Annotated in this window: 9 protein-coding genes and 1 pseudogene; 6 read left to right on the plus strand and 4 right to left on the minus strand. The window is 61.6% G+C overall.

The annotated features are described in order from the left end of the window. Together ACZ89E_RS29715 and ACZ89E_RS29720 are read right to left on the minus strand one after the other, a co-directional pair. Nucleotides 1-4,444 (minus strand): annotated as a pseudogene (locus tag ACZ89E_RS29715) (SpvB/TcaC N-terminal domain-containing protein). 226 nt (nt 4,445-4,670) lie between these two features. Further along, nucleotides 4,671-6,194: a fumarate hydratase gene (locus ACZ89E_RS29720; protein ID WP_463258310.1), complete on the minus strand. Its 1,524-nt coding sequence runs from the start codon at nt 6,192-6,194 to the stop codon at nt 4,671-4,673. A gap of 498 nt (nt 6,195-6,692) precedes the next feature. On the opposite strand from ACZ89E_RS29720, the gene ACZ89E_RS29725 reads away from it, so the two are divergent. From ACZ89E_RS29725 to ACZ89E_RS29735, 3 genes are read left to right on the plus strand one after another with little or no spacing between them, the layout of a single operon-like run. Then, nucleotides 6,693-7,799 (plus strand): GGDEF domain-containing protein, encoded by a 1,107-nt coding sequence (locus tag ACZ89E_RS29725; protein WP_149657924.1) that lies wholly within the window; start codon nt 6,693-6,695, stop codon nt 7,797-7,799. Further along, a complete protein-coding gene (locus ACZ89E_RS29730; RefSeq protein WP_476256920.1) occupies nt 7,792-8,727 on the plus strand; it encodes an iron-sulfur-binding ferredoxin reductase in 936 nt (311 codons plus the stop codon). Before ACZ89E_RS29725 ends, ACZ89E_RS29730 begins: the two co-directional genes overlap by 8 nt. 31 nt (nt 8,728-8,758) lie before the next feature. Next, the gene (locus tag ACZ89E_RS29735; RefSeq protein WP_476256921.1) at nt 8,759-9,508 is read left to right on the plus strand and encodes an enoyl-CoA hydratase-related protein; all 750 of its coding nucleotides are present in this window, start codon (nt 8,759-8,761) and stop codon (nt 9,506-9,508) included. Nucleotides 9,509-9,651: 143 nt separating this feature from the next. On the opposite strand, the gene ACZ89E_RS29740 is transcribed toward ACZ89E_RS29735, so the two are convergent. Beyond that, nucleotides 9,652-10,920: an NHL repeat-containing protein gene (locus ACZ89E_RS29740; RefSeq protein ID WP_476256922.1), complete on the minus strand. Its 1,269-nt coding sequence runs from the start codon at nt 10,918-10,920 to the stop codon at nt 9,652-9,654. Between the two features lie 162 nt (nt 10,921-11,082). After that, entirely contained in the window at nt 11,083-12,534 is a 1,452-nt protein-coding gene (pyk, locus tag ACZ89E_RS29745) for a pyruvate kinase (RefSeq protein ID WP_123600008.1), read from the minus strand. 174 nt (nt 12,535-12,708) lie between these two features. On the opposite strand from pyk, the gene ACZ89E_RS29750 reads away from it, so the two are divergent. The 3 genes from ACZ89E_RS29750 (at nt 12,709) to ACZ89E_RS29760 (ending at nt 17,339) form a co-directional block, all read left to right on the plus strand. Then, on the plus strand, nt 12,709-13,083 hold the full coding sequence (locus tag ACZ89E_RS29750) for a tetratricopeptide repeat protein (protein WP_149657921.1): 375 nt from the start codon (nt 12,709-12,711) through the stop codon (nt 13,081-13,083). 247 nt (nt 13,084-13,330) lie between these two features. Then, nucleotides 13,331-13,690, plus strand: coding sequence for a PilZ domain-containing protein (locus ACZ89E_RS29755; protein ID WP_149657920.1), 360 nt, complete (start codon nt 13,331-13,333; stop codon nt 13,688-13,690). A gap of 1,450 nt (nt 13,691-15,140) precedes the next feature. Beyond that, on the plus strand, nt 15,141-17,339 hold the full coding sequence (locus ACZ89E_RS29760) for an Ig-like domain-containing protein (RefSeq protein ID WP_476256923.1): 2,199 nt from the start codon (nt 15,141-15,143) through the stop codon (nt 17,337-17,339). The last annotated feature ends 14 nt before the right edge of the window (nt 17,340-17,353 follow it).

The raw sequence follows: 17,353 nt of genomic DNA on the forward strand, positions 1-17,353 counted from the left end.
TCACGAGCCCTCGGTGTCGTTGAAGTCGTGACTGGCGCGATACCACGGATGCAGGCTGTCAAACGACTCATAGCCTTTGGCGCTGATGACCTTGATCGGACGGCCCAGCGGGTCGTAGAACTGCTGGTCGTGGTAGCCGAACAGGCGAAAGGACTGGTCGCGGATATAGCCATGGGTGTTACAGAAGTAGGGGCGGAAGACACGGGTCACGGCGCCCTTGTTGTTGTATTCCACCCGTTCGCTGATGCGCCAGCGCGGGTCGGCCGGTTTCTCCAGCGGTTGGCCGTCCACCACCTCCAATTCGAGGTTGGCATTGGCGCTGTAGGCCAGGCCGGGCTCGACCTTTTGCTGGGTTTGCAGCGCCCGACCGAAACCGTCCACGCAGGCCTTGCTGATCTGGATCTGCTGCAACGGGTCATCGGGGTAGCGGTCGGCGCTGAGGATCACGCTGTGCACCGGTTCACGGGGTGTCGCTGCGATCAGTTCCTTGAGCGTTTGTTCGGCGGCGGTGCGCGATTTGAGCCGGGCCAGTCGCGTGCGGGCGCTGGCGCGGATGTGCAGGCTGGGCAGCACGTAACCGTCGGCGATCCAGCCGGCGAGCCAGGCGGCGGTCTGGTGGGTGGCGCCGGGGAGTTGGCCCATCCAGCTGAACAAGTCCTTGCGCAGGACACTGGCGGCTTTTTGCAGGGCTGCCTCGGGGTTATCGATGGCCGGGTCCGGCAGCGACGATGCGGGCCGAACGTACTCGCTCAGCGGCTTGAACCCGACGGGCACCCCGTTTTCCGTACCGTAGAAGCTGACGGCCAGCGGCTGGCCGGACGGTTCGTACAGCGCTTCCTCAATGTTGTCGTTGGCATCGATGAGGCGCAGCGGTTGCAGCGCGTGGTAATCGTATTCGGCGCGGGTGGTGCAGCCGTCCGGCAACGTGACCTCGGTGATCGCCAGGTGGTGGGAGTCATAGCTGGCCTGGGTGACGCCGTGGCTCAAGGTCTCGTTGTACTTGCGCACCTTGTAGAAGCCGGCCAGGTCGGCGTATTCGGCAAACCCGTAGAGGGCCGACCAAAGGTTTTTGCGCTGGTCTTCATCGACGTCCGGCTCAAGGAACAACGGCATGTGCACATAGCCGATCTTCACCAGCTCGACCCGGATATCGAAGGGCGGGGGCAGGGTGTTGTAGGCGTCCAGCGCGGTCTTGTCCAATTGCGCGATTTCCTGGGGCGCGGCCAGGGCTTCGAAGTCGGCGCTGCCATCGGGCCGCACGGAGCGGTCTGCGGTGTTGAGGTAACGCTGCAGCGCTTGCCTCGTCAATTCCCGCGCGCTGTTCCACGCCGGGCTGGCGTGATGCTCAAGCAGTAATTCGTAGCTGATTTGCCCGGGATTGAGCCCCGTGGGCAACGCGCCTTTGGGCAACTTCAAGGCGTTGCCGCGCTGGCGATAGGGCAGCCCCACGCGCCAGCCTTGCGGGTCGGTCAGGTGAATGAATTCGGCGCGGGTTTCGCTCAGGTAGTAAGACTGTTGCTGCGGGTCGTGGGCGTCGCGCCACCAGGCTTGTTCGTCCGGGTCATCGAAGGGTGGTGCGTCGAGTTCGGTCTTGCGCCGGGCGTAGTGGACGGTGAGGGCATGGGTCGGCTGGCCGAACGTATCCTGGCTCAGGGTGATGTCGTGGCGGCACAGCGGGTCGTCGATAAAGCGTTCGTACTGGTAACTGATTTGTTCCAGCGGCGCAGCGAACAGGCTGCCGTAGGGCGGGTGAGCGTCGATGCCCCGCAATTCACGGACTTTGTAGCGGTACTCCTCAACCTGGTAGGGCAGGGTGTCGTCCAGCGCATAGGTTTCCGTGCGCAACACTGCGCCGGCGAGGGCCCGGGCGATTGCACGGGCGGTGGCTGCGTCCGGGGTCACCGGTTCATCGAAGGCGTCGCTGGCGTGGTAGCGACAGAACAGCGTATCGCCCAAGGGGTGGGCGTCCGGGTCCTGGGCGAAATAACCGTCTCGCGGCATGTCCACGCTGCGGCCCGTATGGAACCAGGTGCAGGCCAGCGCCGGGGCGGTGAAGCCGATGTCGTCCTCAGTCTGCACGGCTTCGCTGTCGGTCTGGCGCACCAGGCCGAAACCCCGGAACTCGCGCTCGATACCATCGTAGTAACCCTGGCTGTAGCTGAGGGATTGGGTGAGCACGTTGCCGGTGATTTCGTCCTTTTGCTGCTGTTTGCTGACCACTTGAATCGGGAATGGCAGGTACGACATCGCTAGCATTTTGCGGTTATGCAATTGCCGTTTTTCATCCAGCCACTCCTGCGCCGAGCTGCGGTACTTCACGTGCGTGCTGCACCCCATGTTGTTGTTGCTGGCACTCAGCAGGTACGGCCGGGCACTGACAAAGTCATAGCGCCAGTGCCGGGGTTTCATGTGCGGCACTGTCAGGATCAGACTGGCGCAGCCCAGGCCTTGCAGGTCGGCGAGGGTCACCTGGCAATGGTTGTCGTAGCGCACACCTTCGGGCCAGGAGACTTGGACTGGTGTCTGTTCCAGACCATTGCCACCCCGGTTGAAGTAGATGTCGAAACCGTCGGACTTCAGGTAAATCAGCGCCGGTGCCCCGGAGCCGTCGAGGTCGGCAATGCGCACGCGGGCGGCATCGAATTCGTGGTAGCTGAAGGGCAGGGCGCTCATCACGAAACCCTGGCCGAAACGCCCGTGACCCAGGTTCGGCCAGCATTTGATTTCGTTGTGGCGGATGCGGCACAACTCGCTCATGTCGCTGCCCAGCATGTTGCCCAGGAACACCAGTTCTGACGGCGCATCGCTGAACAACGGCAAGCGGTCGTCGTCCGGCAGATGGGGGCACCTCCTCAGCCTTGGCGAAACCGTCGGTGCGACGGTTGGCGTACAAGCGCACGCTCCTGGGGCCGATCAGCGCGAGGGAGCTGAGGCCGTCGCCGCTCAAGTCGCCCAGTTGCGCCAGGGTGTGGAAATACTCCGCCGGAAACGCGCTGAACGGGATGAAGCCTGACCAGCTGCGGTCCGGGTTCAGGGTGTGGAAACCGCTCAGGCCCGGTTGAGCAATGACCCAGTCCAGGCGCCCGTCACCGGTCAGGTCGGTGAGGGTTTGCTGCACCGGTTTACGGCTGTCGGCGCGGGGGATCTGGCTGAGTTCGGTCCATGGGCCGTAGGTGATGTCATCGTCGCCGGACTCATCGCGCAACGGCTCGCGGTAGAACCAGGCCTGGTCATAGCGGCACAGAAAACCCGGCAAGCCCTCGCCGAACAGATCGACGGATTGATAGCGTTGCCCATCCTCAAGGCCGGGCATGTTATCGAAGGGCAACAAGGGCGCCGGTTGGGTATTGGGGGCGAACGCCGAGTAGTCGAACTCCAGGGGCGGGCGGTTTTCCACCGCGCCACTGGCGTCCCAGGCCTGATAGTGCGCGGCCGCCAACTGGTTGTAGCCCAGGGACGTGGCGCGGTACTCCAGTAGCAGCCGTCGCACCAGCACCGGGTTCGCCCCCAGTTCCCGGGGGAAGTGATGGAACATCAGCACCTGATGACACAAGCGCCGGGTGCCGACTTCAAAGCCGTTGCCGTAGGTGTGGAACGGATCGCTGCGCACTGGCCACGGGGTCTTGGGTTCGTAGGTGGGTTTCTGTTCCCGGTCCAGGGTGCGTTCGCCGTAGTCGAACAGCAGATGGAAATGCCACGCCGGCGAGGGCGGTGGCTCGGTCCAGCCATACAAGTGGCTGCTGGCTGCGGCGTTGCCGTAGAGCACCCGTTGCAAGTAACGCTGGGCCCGGTAGTCATGGGGCGCCGGTGAGGCTTCCTCGGCTTTGTACTCGTAGGCGATGTGCTCGCCGTGGGCACTCAGGCTTTCCTGTATGAGCCAGGACGTAACGCGTTGCAGGTCGTTCGGATCGGCCACCCGCGCGGTATCGGCTTTGCCGAACAGGTGCAGGCTGCCGTCGGTGTCGTGTATCAGCCAGAAACCCTGCGGGTTGGCGTCGGAGCGCCAGAACTCGATCAGCGCGAAGGTGGTTTCAATGCGGGGGAAATAACGCACCACCGTGTGTGACCCCACGGGCACGCCCCGGTAATGGGTTTCGCTCCTGGACGTGATCTGCCCTTGGGCATCCCGTTCCGGGCGCCACTGCTGGCCGTCGTGGCCGATCATCACATCGTCGTCCTGGTAGCGCGGCACGCCCTTGTTGGTCTGTCGGGAAATGGCACCGCTGTTCAACCCCCAGCCAATCCCGAACGGTCCGTTGCCGGCCTGGCTGTCATAGCCCAGCGACAGGTTGGGATCGAAACCGCGCCCGGCCGACAGGGGCAGCGGCAATTCGAATGACGCGCTGCCGGTGAAACCGACCGAGCCGCTTTTGCCGACCATGGCAATGGACGCGGTGCGGGCAATGGAGGGCGTGGTGATGCTCAGCGAAGCGTGATCGTCCATGGGGCGGATCCCGGTGTTCGGCAAAGGGTTTCGGTGTGGGTCAACGCTATCAAGTTGCCGGGGCGGCGTAACCTGTCAGATCTGACAGGTGGGGGCGGGATTTTTAGATTGATTGGGTTGCAGGGGATGACTGTTTATACCGATCTCCCACAGGTGGGGGATGGGCAAAAAAAAACGGCCGGGTCATCTGGGGAGATGACCCGGCCGTTTTTGGAGGTGTTAGTGCTTACTGCACTTCTACCGCCAGGCTTTCACTGATCTTTTTCTGCCAGATGGCAGGACCGGTGATGTGCACCGATTCACCTTTGCTATCCACCGCAACGGTCACCGGCATGTCTTTGACGTCGAACTCGTAGATGGCTTCCATCCCCAGCTCGGCGAAAGCCACGACGCGGGATTTCTTGATGGCTTGCGCCACCAGGTAAGCCGCGCCGCCCACTGCCATCAGGTACACGGCTTTGTGGTCCTTGATCGCTTCGATCGCAGTCGGGCCGCGCTCGGATTTGCCGATCATGCCCAGCAGGCCGGTTTGCTCGAGGATCTGACGGGTGAACTTGTCCATCCGCGTCGCGGTGGTCGGACCGGCAGGCCCAACCACTTCTTCGCGCACCGGATCAACCGGGCCGACGTAGTAGATGAAACGACCTTTCAGGTCCACCGGCAGGGCTTCACCTTTGTTCAGCATCTCGACCATGCGCTTGTGCGCGGCGTCGCGACCGGTGAGCATCTTGCCGTTGAGCAGGACGGTTTCGCCCGGCTTCCAGCTCTGCACGTCTTCCGGGGTCAGGGTGTCGAGGTTGACGCGACGGGCCGACGGGCCGGCTTCCCAGACGATTTCCGGGTAGGCGTCCAGCGGTGGCGCTTCCAGAGAGGCCGGGCCGGAACCGTCGAGCACGAAGTGCGCGTGACGGGTGGCGGCGCAGTTCGGGATCATGCACACCGGCAGGGACGCGGCGTGGGTCGGGTAATCCATGATCTTCACGTCGAGCACGGTGGTCAGGCCGCCCAGGCCCTGGGCGCCGATGCCCAGTTGGTTGACCTTCTCGAACAGCTCCAGGCGCATCTCTTCGATACGGTTGGACGGGCCGCGCTTCTTCAGCTCGTGGATGTCGATGGATTCCATCAACACTTCCTTGGCCATGACGGCGGCTTTCTCGGCGGTGCCGCCGATGCCGATGCCAAGCATGCCCGGTGGGCACCAGCCGGCGCCCATGGTCGGAACGGTCTTCAAAACCCAGTCGACGATCGAGTCGGACGGGTTGAGCATGGCCATTTTCGACTTGTTCTCGGAACCGCCGCCCTTGGCCGCTACGTCCACTTCCACGGTATTACCCGGAACGATGGAGTAGTGGATCACGGCCGGGGTGTTGTCCTTGGTGTTCCTGCGAGCGCCCGCCGGGTCGGCGAGGATCGAGGCACGCAGGACGTTTTCCGGCAGGTTGTACGCCTGGCGCACGCCCTGGTTGATCATGTCGTCCAGGCTCATGGTGGCGCCATCCCAACGCACGTCCATGCCCACACGGACGAACACGGTCACGATGCCGGTGTCCTGGCAGATCGGACGGTGGCCGGTGGCGCACATGCGCGAGTTGATCAGGATTTGCGCCATCGAATCACGGGCCGCTGGCGATTCTTCGCGCAGGTAGGCTTCGTGCATCGCCTGGATAAAATCAACGGGGTGGTAATAAGAAATGAACTGCAGGGCGTCGGCAACGCTCTGAATCAGGTCGTCTTGCTTGATCACGGTCATGAGTCGCGCTCCTCTAAAAGACGGGAACATTCTATGGGGCAGCTACAAGCCTTAAGTTTCAAGCTGCAAGTTCCAAGCAGTACGCGAACGGCTTCAGCTTGCGGCTTGAAACTTGAGACTTGTAGCTGATCCTCTGTCACACCGGGGCTGCTGGCGCGACGCTAAAAAGGCGCGGCAGTATAACGCGGCTCGCTGGCGGGTACACATTGGCTTTTGGTCGGAGTTGACCTGTGGCGAAGGAGCTTGCTCGCGCTGGAGTGCGAAGCGCTCCCCCTCTTTTCAGGTAAGGAGAGGGGCCGCTTCGCAGCCCGGCGGGAGCAAGCTCCCTCGCCACAGAGGCGGTTATGCCCATAAACAGGAGTCAAGCGGGCCATGCTTTTGACGCCAGTTTTCCGCTTCCAAAATTGAATGGTCATTTATCGGTCGCGCCACTAAAGTGGCCATCGGCCTGTAGAGTAGGACACTCTTTCAGCCTCTTTTCCTTTGGTGAGTCAACGATTGACCCATAACGCCATCCAGCGCCTGTTGCTCAAACGTTTTGCCCTCGCGGCCGGCACCTATGCCCTGGCATTACTGCTGCTGTGGCTGGCGTTTTTCACCGGGCACTTCGATGCGCCCCTGGCCAGTGTCGCGATTGGCAGCGCAATGGTGGTCATCACGCAGGCGGCGCTGTTCGCGGTGTTCTACAGCGGCTGCAATCTGCGCTTCGCCGACCCCAGCCTGACCGAAGTCCAGGTATTGCTGGGCCTGGGCTGGCAAACCTGGCTGATCTCTCACCTGGACGAAGCCCGCGGCGCGTTCCTGGTCTTCTATATCCTGATTTTGCTGTTCGGCCTGTTCCACCTCTCGCGTCGGGCCTTTGTCCGTTGCGCGTTGCTGGTGTTCTTCAGTTTCAGCGCCATCACGCTGTGGGAGGGCTACCACTTCCAGTTGGCCGACCCGGCCCTGGCGCTGTTGCAGGTGTGCGTGCTGTTTATCGTGCTGGTGTGGCTGGTGCTTTACGCCCGATACGTCCAGGCCTCGCGCCAACTGATGCGCCAGCGCCGCTTCGCCTTGCAAGCGCACCAGGACACCCTGCGCGGGATGATGCGTCAGCTCGAAGACCTCGTCGCCACCGATGAACTCACCGGGCTGTTCAACCGCCGTCACTTCCTGCGCCTGGCTTCCCGGGAGCTGAATGCGATGGACGCTGGCGTGGTCCACGGTTTGGCGCTGATCGACCTCGACCACTTCAAACGCATCAACGACGTACACGGCCATGCCGCCGGCGATCAGGTGCTGCAAGCCTTCGCCGGGGTAGCCACGGCGTGCCTGCGCGACGGTGATGTGCTGGCCCGATACGGTGGCGAAGAATTCGTGGTGTTGCTGCCCGACTGCGATGCCGAGCGCCTGACCTCTTGTTGCGAACGTCTGCGCATTGCCTTCACCGATGTCGAGTTGTTCGGCCTGAGCGTCAGCAACCTCAGCCTGAGCGCCGGTATGACCCTGCTGGAACTGGGCGACGACCTCGACGACGCCCTGCAACGGGCCGACCAGGCGCTGTACCGGGCCAAGCGTGACGGCCGCAATCGTTGCGCGGCGGCGTGGGAGAACATCGATGCCTGAGGTCCGGGTCGGCGAACGCCAATGGTCGGTGGCGGCGGGCAGCAACCTGCTCGATGCCCTGAATCAGAACGGCGTCTCCGTGCCTTACAGTTGCCGCGCCGGCAGTTGTCATGCGTGCCTGGTGCAATGCGTGCAAGGCCTGCCCGCCGACAGCCGCCCCGATGCCTTGAGCGCGGAGCAACGCCAGCAAGGTTGGCGTCTGGCCTGTCAGTGTTCGGTGATCGAAGATTTGCAGATTCATACCTTCGATCCGCAACAGGACGGGCGCCCGGCCGAGGTCGCAGCCGTCGATTGGCTCAGCGCCCATGTGCTGCGCTTGCGCCTGACCACCCAACGGCCATTGCGCTACAGCGCCGGCCAGCATCTGGTGTTGTGGGCCGGTCACGTGGCGCGCCCGTATTCCCTGGCGAGCCTGCCGGACGAAGACCGATTCCTGGAATTCCACCTCGATTGCCGCCAGCCCGGCGAATTCAGCGACGCCGCGCGTCAGTTGCAGATTGGCGACACCCTGCGCCTGGGCGAACTGCGCGGCGGCGCCTTGCATTACGACGCCGACTGGCACACCCGGCCCCTGTGGCTGCTGGCCGCCGGCACTGGGCTGGGGCCGTTGTTCGGTGTGCTGCGTGAAGCCTTGCGTCAGGATCACCAGGGCGCCATCCGCGTCATTCACCTGGCCCATGACGCCGACGAGCACTATCTGGCCAAACCCCTGCAAGCCATGGCCGCCGGCCGCGAAAACCTCACGGTCGAACTCTGGACCCCGGCCGAGTTGCCCCAGGCGTTGGCGCAACTGCGGCTTGTTTCCCGGCAAACCCTGGCCTTACTCTGCGGTGGCCCCGACAGCGTCGACGCCTTTGCCCGGCGCCTGTACCTGGCGGGACTGCCGCGCAATCAACTGCTGGCCGACGTGTTCCTGCCCCGTGGTTGAGCGCTGATCGTTTAACGACGCGAGACCCGCCATGCCCGATGCCATCCAGATTGAACGCGAACGCGGTCTGCTGACCCTGCGCCTGAACCGCCCCGACAAGAAAAACGCCCTGACCCGCGCCATGTACAGCCACATGGCCGAAGCCCTGAAACACGCCGACAGCGACCCGCAAATCAACGCCGTGCTGATCACCGGCAGCGCCGAGTGTTTCACCGCCGGCAACGACATCTCCGACTTCCTCCAGCAACCGCCGAGCAGTCTCGACAGCCCGGTGTTCCACTTCATGCTCAACCTGCTCGACTGCCGCAAACCGGTGATCGCCGCCGTGGCCGGGGCGGCGGTGGGGATTGGCACCACGTTGTTGCTGCACTGCGATCTGGTCTACATCAGCCGCGACGCACGCTTGCGCATGCCGTTCGTGAATCTCGGGTTGTGCCCGGAATTCGGCTCCAGCCTGATCCTGCCGCGTTTGCTCGGCCACGCCAAAGCGGCGGAATTGTTGCTGCTGGGCGAAGGCTTCAGCGGTGAACAAGCGGCGGCCTGGGGCATTGCCACCGAAGCGCTGGGCAGTGGCGAGGCGGCGCTGGCCAAGGCGCGGGAGATGGCGTTGAAGTTTGAAGCATTGCCTGTTGAAGCCGTACGCATCAGCAAGCAATTGATGAAAGCGCCGGACCGGGCATTGATTCGCCAAGTGATCGAGGAGGAGGGCGCGTTGTTTACCCAGCGGCTGCGCTCGCCGGAAGCGCTGGCGGCGTTGTCGGGGTTTATCAACCGGCGTTGAATGTGCGGTGGCCGGGCTGACGCTGTCGCGAGCAAGCCCAGACAACACATCTTCCGGAGCAGAAACCAAAAAGCCCCGCCATTCACAGGGCGGGCTTCTTGGGTTTCAACTGTCGACCAGAGGACAAGGGGGTAGGCTGTTTTCTAAATAATCAGCCGCGCAATATAGGCCCCACCTTCTCTGTAACCGGCAATCAGCAACTTTCCATCTTGTTGCAAGGCCACGGCGTCCGCAGAGCTGCCTCCTACTCCGATCGATAAGTGCTCCCACCCTTGGTCATTAAAAGATTGATCAAGGGTACCATCGGGTAGAAGGCAACCCACGGCCGCCGTGACCCGACCTACGCTCTCGTCGAAGCCATATCCCGCGACAATCAGGTTGCCGTTGCCATCGAGTACCCCTCTTTCAAGCGTCGTATTCTCATTATTCAATAGAAGTAGCAACGGCTCGCCGTTATTGAACTGATTGTCCAACGAGCCATTTTTCGTCACTCCCACAAACAGGCCGCATCGTGGATTATCGGCGCTTCGACCGACGCCGATGAGCCGGTCGTTCTTGTGTTTAACCAATTGATTCGCTGTTGGGAATCCAACACCGTCCACCAATAGGAAGCCCTCATCACCGTACGAGGTGTCGAGGTCACCTTCGCTGCTATAGCGCGCGAGTATCAATTGTTCTACTTTCATACCGGTTTCGAAATCGGTACCAAAGGCTATTAACTTGCCATCGGGTTCAATTAGCAGATCATTCAGAGTCACCCAGTTCCCGGGGGCGTCGGTTCTCTCAACGCGGAAATAGCCTTGGCCTTTGAGTGTCTTGTCCAGACTTCCATCGACATTCAGACGGTAAATGACCCCTACGGTGTTGTTTGTAGGCAAAAGAGAGGTGCTCGATACAACAATTTGTCCATTGGACAGCTCAATCGCCCTTTGGCTGCCCTGTAGGTTTGAGCCAATTGCGGGCTGGACTATCTCTTTGAGCACAACTTTTCCGCTAGTACCGAATACGAAGTTGGGGTTGCCCGAGCGAAGATAGCGAGCCAGTCCGGTGTAATACCCATTGTCAACTCCGGTGACCAAGATGTCAGTGTTATTCAAAACGCTCAGGCGCCTGGCGAGCGAGCGACGACCTGCAATAAATGGTTCAAATGCATCGATAACAAAACCGGGGGTGGAAGAATGCTTGGCAAAGTCTTCATCCACCACCCCCTTACTATTAAGTCGTGTCAGCCAGAAAAGCGTAGGTTTAAATGGACGAGCGTCATGCAAATTGCCCGCTACGTAAATTTCATTATCGGCAGTGAGTGCAATCGCAGTGACTTCCGTTCTCAGTTCACTCTCGAAAGTGAAGTACTTGATCCCCCCTTCACCAAAAGTTGGATCGAAGCTCGCTCCTTTGGATTTATGAGGCATGGTGGCTCTCCTTTTCTCGAGTAGGCGTTCAGCTGAGGTCCATTAGATAGAGGGTGAGGTGTATCGGCTACTGTCATATATGACAGTGCTATAAACCTATAAGGCATAAAAAAGCCCTGCCGTTATAAGCGGCAGGGCTTTTGCGTTTCAGCGGTCTGTCACTCAGACCATCGGATCGCCAACGTGCAGGATTTTCATGCCGTTGGTGCCGCCGATGGTGTGGTAGCTGTCGCCCTTGGTCAGGATGACCCAGTCGCCTTTTTCCACGACGCCGCGCTTGAGCAACTCGTCGATCGCGGCCTGGCTGACTTGCTCAGGTGGCAAGGACGCCGGGTCGAATGGCACGGTGTAGACGCCACGGAACATGGCGGCGCGGGCCTGGGTTTCGCGGTGCGGGGAGAACGCGTAGATCGGCACCGAGGAACGGATGCGCGACATGATCAGCGGCGTATAGCCACTTTCGGTCAGGGCGATGATCGCCTTTACGCCCGGGAAGTGGTTGGCGGTGTACATGGCCGCGAGGGCGATGGACTGGTCGCAGCTTTCGAAGACCTTGCCGATGCGGTGGCTGGAGGTCTTGCTGGTCGGGTGCTTTTCAGCGCCGACGCAGATGCGCGCCATCGCTTGCACGGCTTCCAGCGGGTACAGACCGGCAGCACTTTCAGCCGAGAGCATCACGGCGTCGGTGTAGTCGAGCACGGCGTTGGCCACGTCGGACACTTCGGCGCGGGTCGGCATCGGGTTCTGGATCATCGACTCCATCATCTGGGTCGCGACGATCACCGCCTTGTTGTGGCGGCGTGCATGCAGAATGATTTTCTTCTGAATGCCCACCAGCTCGGCGTCGCCGATTTCCACGCCCAGGTCACCACGGGCAACCATGACAGCGTCGGAGGCTTTGATCAGGGCATCGAGGGTGTCGTCGTCGGCCACGGCTTCGGCGCGTTCGATCTTCGCCACCAGCCAGGCCGTACCGCCGGCCTCGTCGCGCAGTTGACGGGCGTATTCCATGTCGGCAGCGTCACGCGGGAAGGACACGGCGAGGTAGTCGACTTCCATTTCGGCGGCGAGCTTGATGTCAGCCTTGTCTTTTTCAGTCAGGGCTGGCGCGGTCAGGCCACCGCCGCGACGGTTGATGCCTTTGTGGTCCGACAGCGGACCGCCGATCAGCACGGTGCAATTCAGTTCGGTGGCGGTGGCGGTATCGACGCGCATTACCACGCGGCCGTCGTCGAGCAGCAGCTCGTCGCCCACGCCGCAATCCTTGACCAGGTCCGGGTAGTCGATGCCGACCACTTGCTGGTTGCCTTCGGTCAGCGGATGGCTGGTGGAGAAGGTGAATTGATCACCGATCTTCAGCTCGATCTTCTTGCCGGCGAATTTGGCGATACGGATTTTCGGGCCTTGCAGGTCACCCAGCAGGGCGACGAAGCGGCCGTGCTTGGCGGCGAGGTCACGCACCAGCTTCGCGCGAGCCTTGTGCTCGTCGGGGGTGCCGTGGGAGAAGTTCAGGCGGGCGACGTCCAGGCCAGCCAGAATCAGCTGTTCGAGAACTTCCGGCGAGTTACTGGCCGGGCCAAGGGTAGCGACGATTTTGGTGCGACGGACGGACATGCATAGACTCCTGAGTTCAAGCGCTGAGTGAGGCTACTATGGTCTTTGGATGTAGTCATTGTTCGTTTGCACTACTTTTTTGAAGAACTTTGTTATTCGCTTCTATCTTTAAACGAACATTCCTGAAGATTTCCGCCGACGGGTCGATACAGAGCTCAAGACAGGAGAACCCTCATGCGATTTGCGCTCATAGCCGTCATTGCCCTCAGCGTCACGGGCTGCACCCGTTGGTCGATGAACCATCATTTGAATAACGCCTACAGCGCCTATGACCGGGGCAATTGCGAGCAGGTGATGCTCGAATTGTCCAAGGTCGACCGCGCCAGCCGTGCGCGCCGTTATGTACAGCCGGAAGTCTCGATGATGCGCGGCCAGTGCCTGGAACGGCAGAAGCTGTTTATCGACGCGGCCCAGACGTACCAGTACATCATCGCGTCGTACCCGCAAAGCGAATACGCCTACCGCGCTCGTGCGCGCCTGGAAACCCTGGAATCCCTTGGCCACTATCCGACCCGCAGCGCGCCGGTTGTGCGACCAACCCGCTTCTGATGACAGATCTCATACAAAGGCTGGCCGGTTGTACAGGTTCAGCTATAGTCGAATAAATCGGCTTCAGGGCCTTTTCCTCTGAACCGACGCAACACCTGCGACTGGCAGCGGTAAAAGTGGCAGCGGTCTGGATGGACTGTCACACCGGAAGCGGGGAGAGCGTGCCCATCCTGCATCTATAAAGCAGAAGGCCCGTTCCGAAGCATTAGTGCGGCTCTGCTTAAGAGCCTTGCGTAGCGAATTCAGCATGTTTACTGACCGCCGGATCGAGCGGCATCAACTGCCGTATTTTCTGAAAGTGTTCAACAGCGTCACCGACAAACCCATCGGCTTTCTCGGCAATGTGTCCGAAGATGGCCTGATGCTGATCAGTCAGTTGCCGATGATGATTGGCGCTGATTTTGACTTGCGCCTGAAGATTCCCGCCAGCGACGGCTGCACGCAGATCATTGATGTGTGCGGCAGTTGTTTGTGGTGCCATGAAGACGCCACGCCCCACCACTATGACGCCGGGTTCAGCCTGCAACGGGCTCCGCCGGAGTATGGGCAATTGGTGAGTGCGTTGAGGCAGTACTTCAGTTTTCAGCCGTTGCCTGCTTCGGCCTGATGCCGGCGGTGTCTATCGGTCTCCTGTAGGTGCAAGGCTTGGCCGCGATGGCAGCCTCGAAATCGCCATCGCGGGCGGGCCTTGCTCCTGCAAGGGCAGCGCTGAAACTTGGGTCGCGCAGATCGCCGGCTCATTCTCCAGTGACTTCTCCATCAGCAACAACCCCATCTAGGGGTGGCGGCTGCACACTGGTTAGTCGACCGGAAGGACCATGAAAACTGGCGCGTCCGAAGGCGCCCTGCGCACAGCCAACATAACGTTCAGGAAGGGGGATAGGGACATCCCGAGCGTCTGATGGATCTTGTGCAATTTTCATGGACCTCCCGGCGACTAAACCCGGCCGCTGCCAATCAGCGACATGGATCAAATTACGGGGCAGGCCAAAAGTCCACAAGCCGGCCGATTCCGAGGGGCTTGTAGGCAAAGGCGCAAGGCTACGTAGGTCTCAAAAAATGTGGGAAAAGTCCGTAGGGCCGTTCGTCTGAACTGTCAGTTATTACAGGTAGGCAGGGGCAAGGGCATGGCTTACAAAAGCATGAACCGTTGTTGTCCGAGGCCGAGGGCTCTCCCCATGACTGATGAAACCGACCTTCCTGAAACAGGCGAACCCGACGCCGGCGAACCACTGGCCGACAGCCCGCCCTACGTTATTTCTCCCCGCGACACTAGCGTCAAAAACGGAGATGTGACGGTCGTGGGGGGCGGCCATGCGCGGCGCAATGTGCGAGTGGTCACCCCGGGTAAAGAAGATTACCGCAGCGATGAAATGCAAATGGGCGGCGACGGGCAGTTCAGGTTGCGATTGAGAACCCCGCTCGCGCCCGGCCATCACCACCTACAGGTTCTGCAATGGCTGAGTGATCGGGAAAGCATCCAGCGTACTCCGGAGTTTTACGTCTCGGTGGTGCCCAAGCCTGTCGTTCGGTCTCCATCCAACGGGGCTAATGTTAGTGTCTTCCCCTTACCTGTTGTGACTGGGGATACCGGGGCACCCTATGCACAGGTGACCATTCACCGCAGCGGTGACGGCAACACGGTGTACGGCGAAGGCGTGGTCGATACTTCGGGCAATTGGCGTGTTCAACTTGTGAAAGCATTGCCTGGCGGCAGTTTCAGAGTCGCTTGCAGGCAGACGCTACACGGCTTTGCATCGGATTGGGGTGACCCGGGGCACGTGTGGACTGTCACCCTGCCGACCATTTCGTCTCCGCTACCGAATGCATTTCTCCCAACGGGCAGCGTGAGTTTCTTCAGGGGCAGCGCTGAACCAGGATGGACGGTGGAGGTGGTCGATGCCGCTAATCTTGCCGAAACGCTTGGCAGTGTTGTCGTCGTTGACGGCACTAGACGCTGGGCGTGTCCCGTCATTTTAACGTTGCCCACCCGTACTGTTGCCGTCAAGGCCAAGTACTCGCTAGCGAATCTCTCTCAGGTCGTCTATTCGGAGCCCTTGACCTGCAAGATCCTCGGTACCCCCACCATCACCCGGCCCACCGGCGTGGTCGACACAACCTTCAGCGTGGCCGGCACCAACGGCTTTCAGGGTGCCGTGGTCGATATCTACACTGACTTGAGCAATACCCACCACGGGCAAGCGGGGGTGGTCACCGCGCCCGGCTGGAGCCGCTTCATCACGGTCGATCCGGGGGTTGTGACCCTGGTGGCGCAGCAAACCATACAAGGGGTTTCTTCCTTGCGCGGTACGCCGGTCACCTTCAAGGTTCGGCCATCCAGACTGACCTCGGTGTCGGTCACTGCGCTGGCCGATAGCGGCCTGAGGTTCTCGGGCGCGGGTCATAAAAACGCCACTGTCGATGTGATTAAACTCAGCGGGCCGGGCTCGCAGACGATACCGCCGGTCACGGTCAGCAATAACGGCACCTGGAGCGTGGACTCCGCCAATTGGCCGCTGGGCCGATACAGCTTTAAGGCCACGCAAAAAGTGCCCGATAACATCGGTGGCTGGATTGTTTCCTCGGAGTACACCTTCAGCTACACCATCGAGTTGCCGCGACCCACGGTGGATTACACCGGCGATTACACACCGGTGTTCTCTGGCACGGGCTACACCGGTGCCGCTGTGGTGCTGTACGGCCCCGCTGGCGGAAACAAAGTCGCGCCGGATGCGCAAGTGAGTGGCGGGCGCTGGTCCAGTACGGCGTCTGCAGAGTGGGGCCCGACCTTTAAGCGCAAGGTTGACCTGCGACAGGAGTTGAACGGGCATGTCTCCGGTTGGGAGGAGCTGGAGGTGACCATTGCGCCTCTGCCGCCAGTCATTACCGAGATCACGGGGGGCGATGACAGCCAGCTGTCGCCGACCATCAAAGGCACCTGCTGGATCGAGGCGGTGGTGAATCTGGTCTACAGCGATGCTCCGACCATCGTGCATCCCGTCACCATGACCAACGGCAACTGGACCCATCGTCGCGCCACCCCGTTCACCCCCAATGTGACGCATACGGTGACCGTCACCCAGACCGCCGGGCAACAAACCTCACTGCCCGCGTCGCGGAATTTCCAGGTCAGTAGAGCGCTGCACAAACCCGTGATCACCTCTCCCGTGCGCGAGGCAGAAGTCGCGCGTGACCTGACGGTGCGCGGCCAGCTAGGCGTGGCCGGTGCGTCCATGCAGTTGCGCGTTGACGGCATCAATGCGGCCCCTCCCCAGCAGTTGATAACGGATGGCGAGTGGTCCATCGCCCTCACGGGCCTGGCCTTCGGCCGCCGCATCTTCGATGCGCAACAGACCCTGGACGGTCGGCCCTCCGAACTCAGCGACCCGGTCGCGGTGATGGTGGTGCTGATGCCCCCGGTGTTCACGGTGCCGCTGCCGGGCGGCCAGGTACCGCGCGCGGCGACGATTGCCGGTAAGGGAACGCCCGGCGCGAAGGTCCAGGTGTGGGAGGTGGGGCGCGAGGACTTGTTGCTCATGGAAGTGCCGGTCGGCTTCGACGGCTGTTGGGAAGGTGCGGTGAACCTGCCGGTGGGAGTGATCACGCTACAGGCCCGGCAAACCATGGAGGCGCAGAAGGAGGCGTCCGGCGAAAGCTCGCCGGTGACCTGCGACGTGGTGCCCGACGCGCCCTGGATTGAAACCCCGGTCAAGGACGGGGAGATCGGGCGCGTCACGGTGGTGTCCGGTTTCGGCGAGCCGGGGGACACGATCACGATCAGCCTGGACGATGCCGCACACACCGTGCTCGGCAGTACGCCGGTGCTGGAGGATCGCACCTGGTCGGTGGCCGTGACGCTCACGCAACCCGCTGGTGCTCAGGCGTTGGTGGCGGTGGCTTCGTTGGACGGGTTTGAATCCGATCGCTGCGCTCGGCAACCGGTTGTATTGGGCAGCTACTCGCCGGTGATCGATACGCCGCAGGCGGGGCGCTGGGTCGCGGAGCCCGTGAACTTCAGCGGCCAGGGCCGGCGGGGCACCGGCCAGGTAACGAGCTGGTACAACCCCGAGTACGTGTGGGCGCCGGCGCTGACTGTCAGCACCCAAGGCTGGCAAGGCTGGTCGGTCCGACGATTGTCGGCGGGCGGCAATTGGTGCCGTTTCAAGCAAACCATCGTCGATGGCGCGGATGGCTCAACGATTTCCGATTGGGTGCAAAGCCAGCGCTTTGAAGTCCCCGGGCCACCGCCGCGTTAACGGCCAGCGCCGCA

This window comes from Pseudomonas sp. TE3899 (assembly GCF_056279105.1).

Coding starts and splice junctions, on each gene's coding strand:
- ACZ89E_RS29740 (WP_476256922.1), bottom strand. CDS start 10,920: ATGCCTCATAAATCCAAAGGAGCGAGCTTCGATCCAACTTTTGGTGAA.
- ACZ89E_RS29720 (WP_463258310.1), bottom strand. CDS start 6,194: ATGACCGTGATCAAGCAAGACGACCTGATTCAGAGCGTTGCCGACGCC.
- ACZ89E_RS29755 (WP_149657920.1), top strand. CDS start 13,331: ATGTTTACTGACCGCCGGATCGAGCGGCATCAACTGCCGTATTTTCTG.
- pyk (WP_123600008.1), bottom strand. CDS start 12,534: ATGTCCGTCCGTCGCACCAAAATCGTCGCTACCCTTGGCCCGGCCAGT.
- ACZ89E_RS29750 (WP_149657921.1), top strand. CDS start 12,709: ATGCGATTTGCGCTCATAGCCGTCATTGCCCTCAGCGTCACGGGCTGC.
- ACZ89E_RS29730 (WP_476256920.1), top strand. CDS start 7,792: ATGCCTGAGGTCCGGGTCGGCGAACGCCAATGGTCGGTGGCGGCGGGC.
- ACZ89E_RS29735 (WP_476256921.1), top strand. CDS start 8,759: ATGCCCGATGCCATCCAGATTGAACGCGAACGCGGTCTGCTGACCCTG.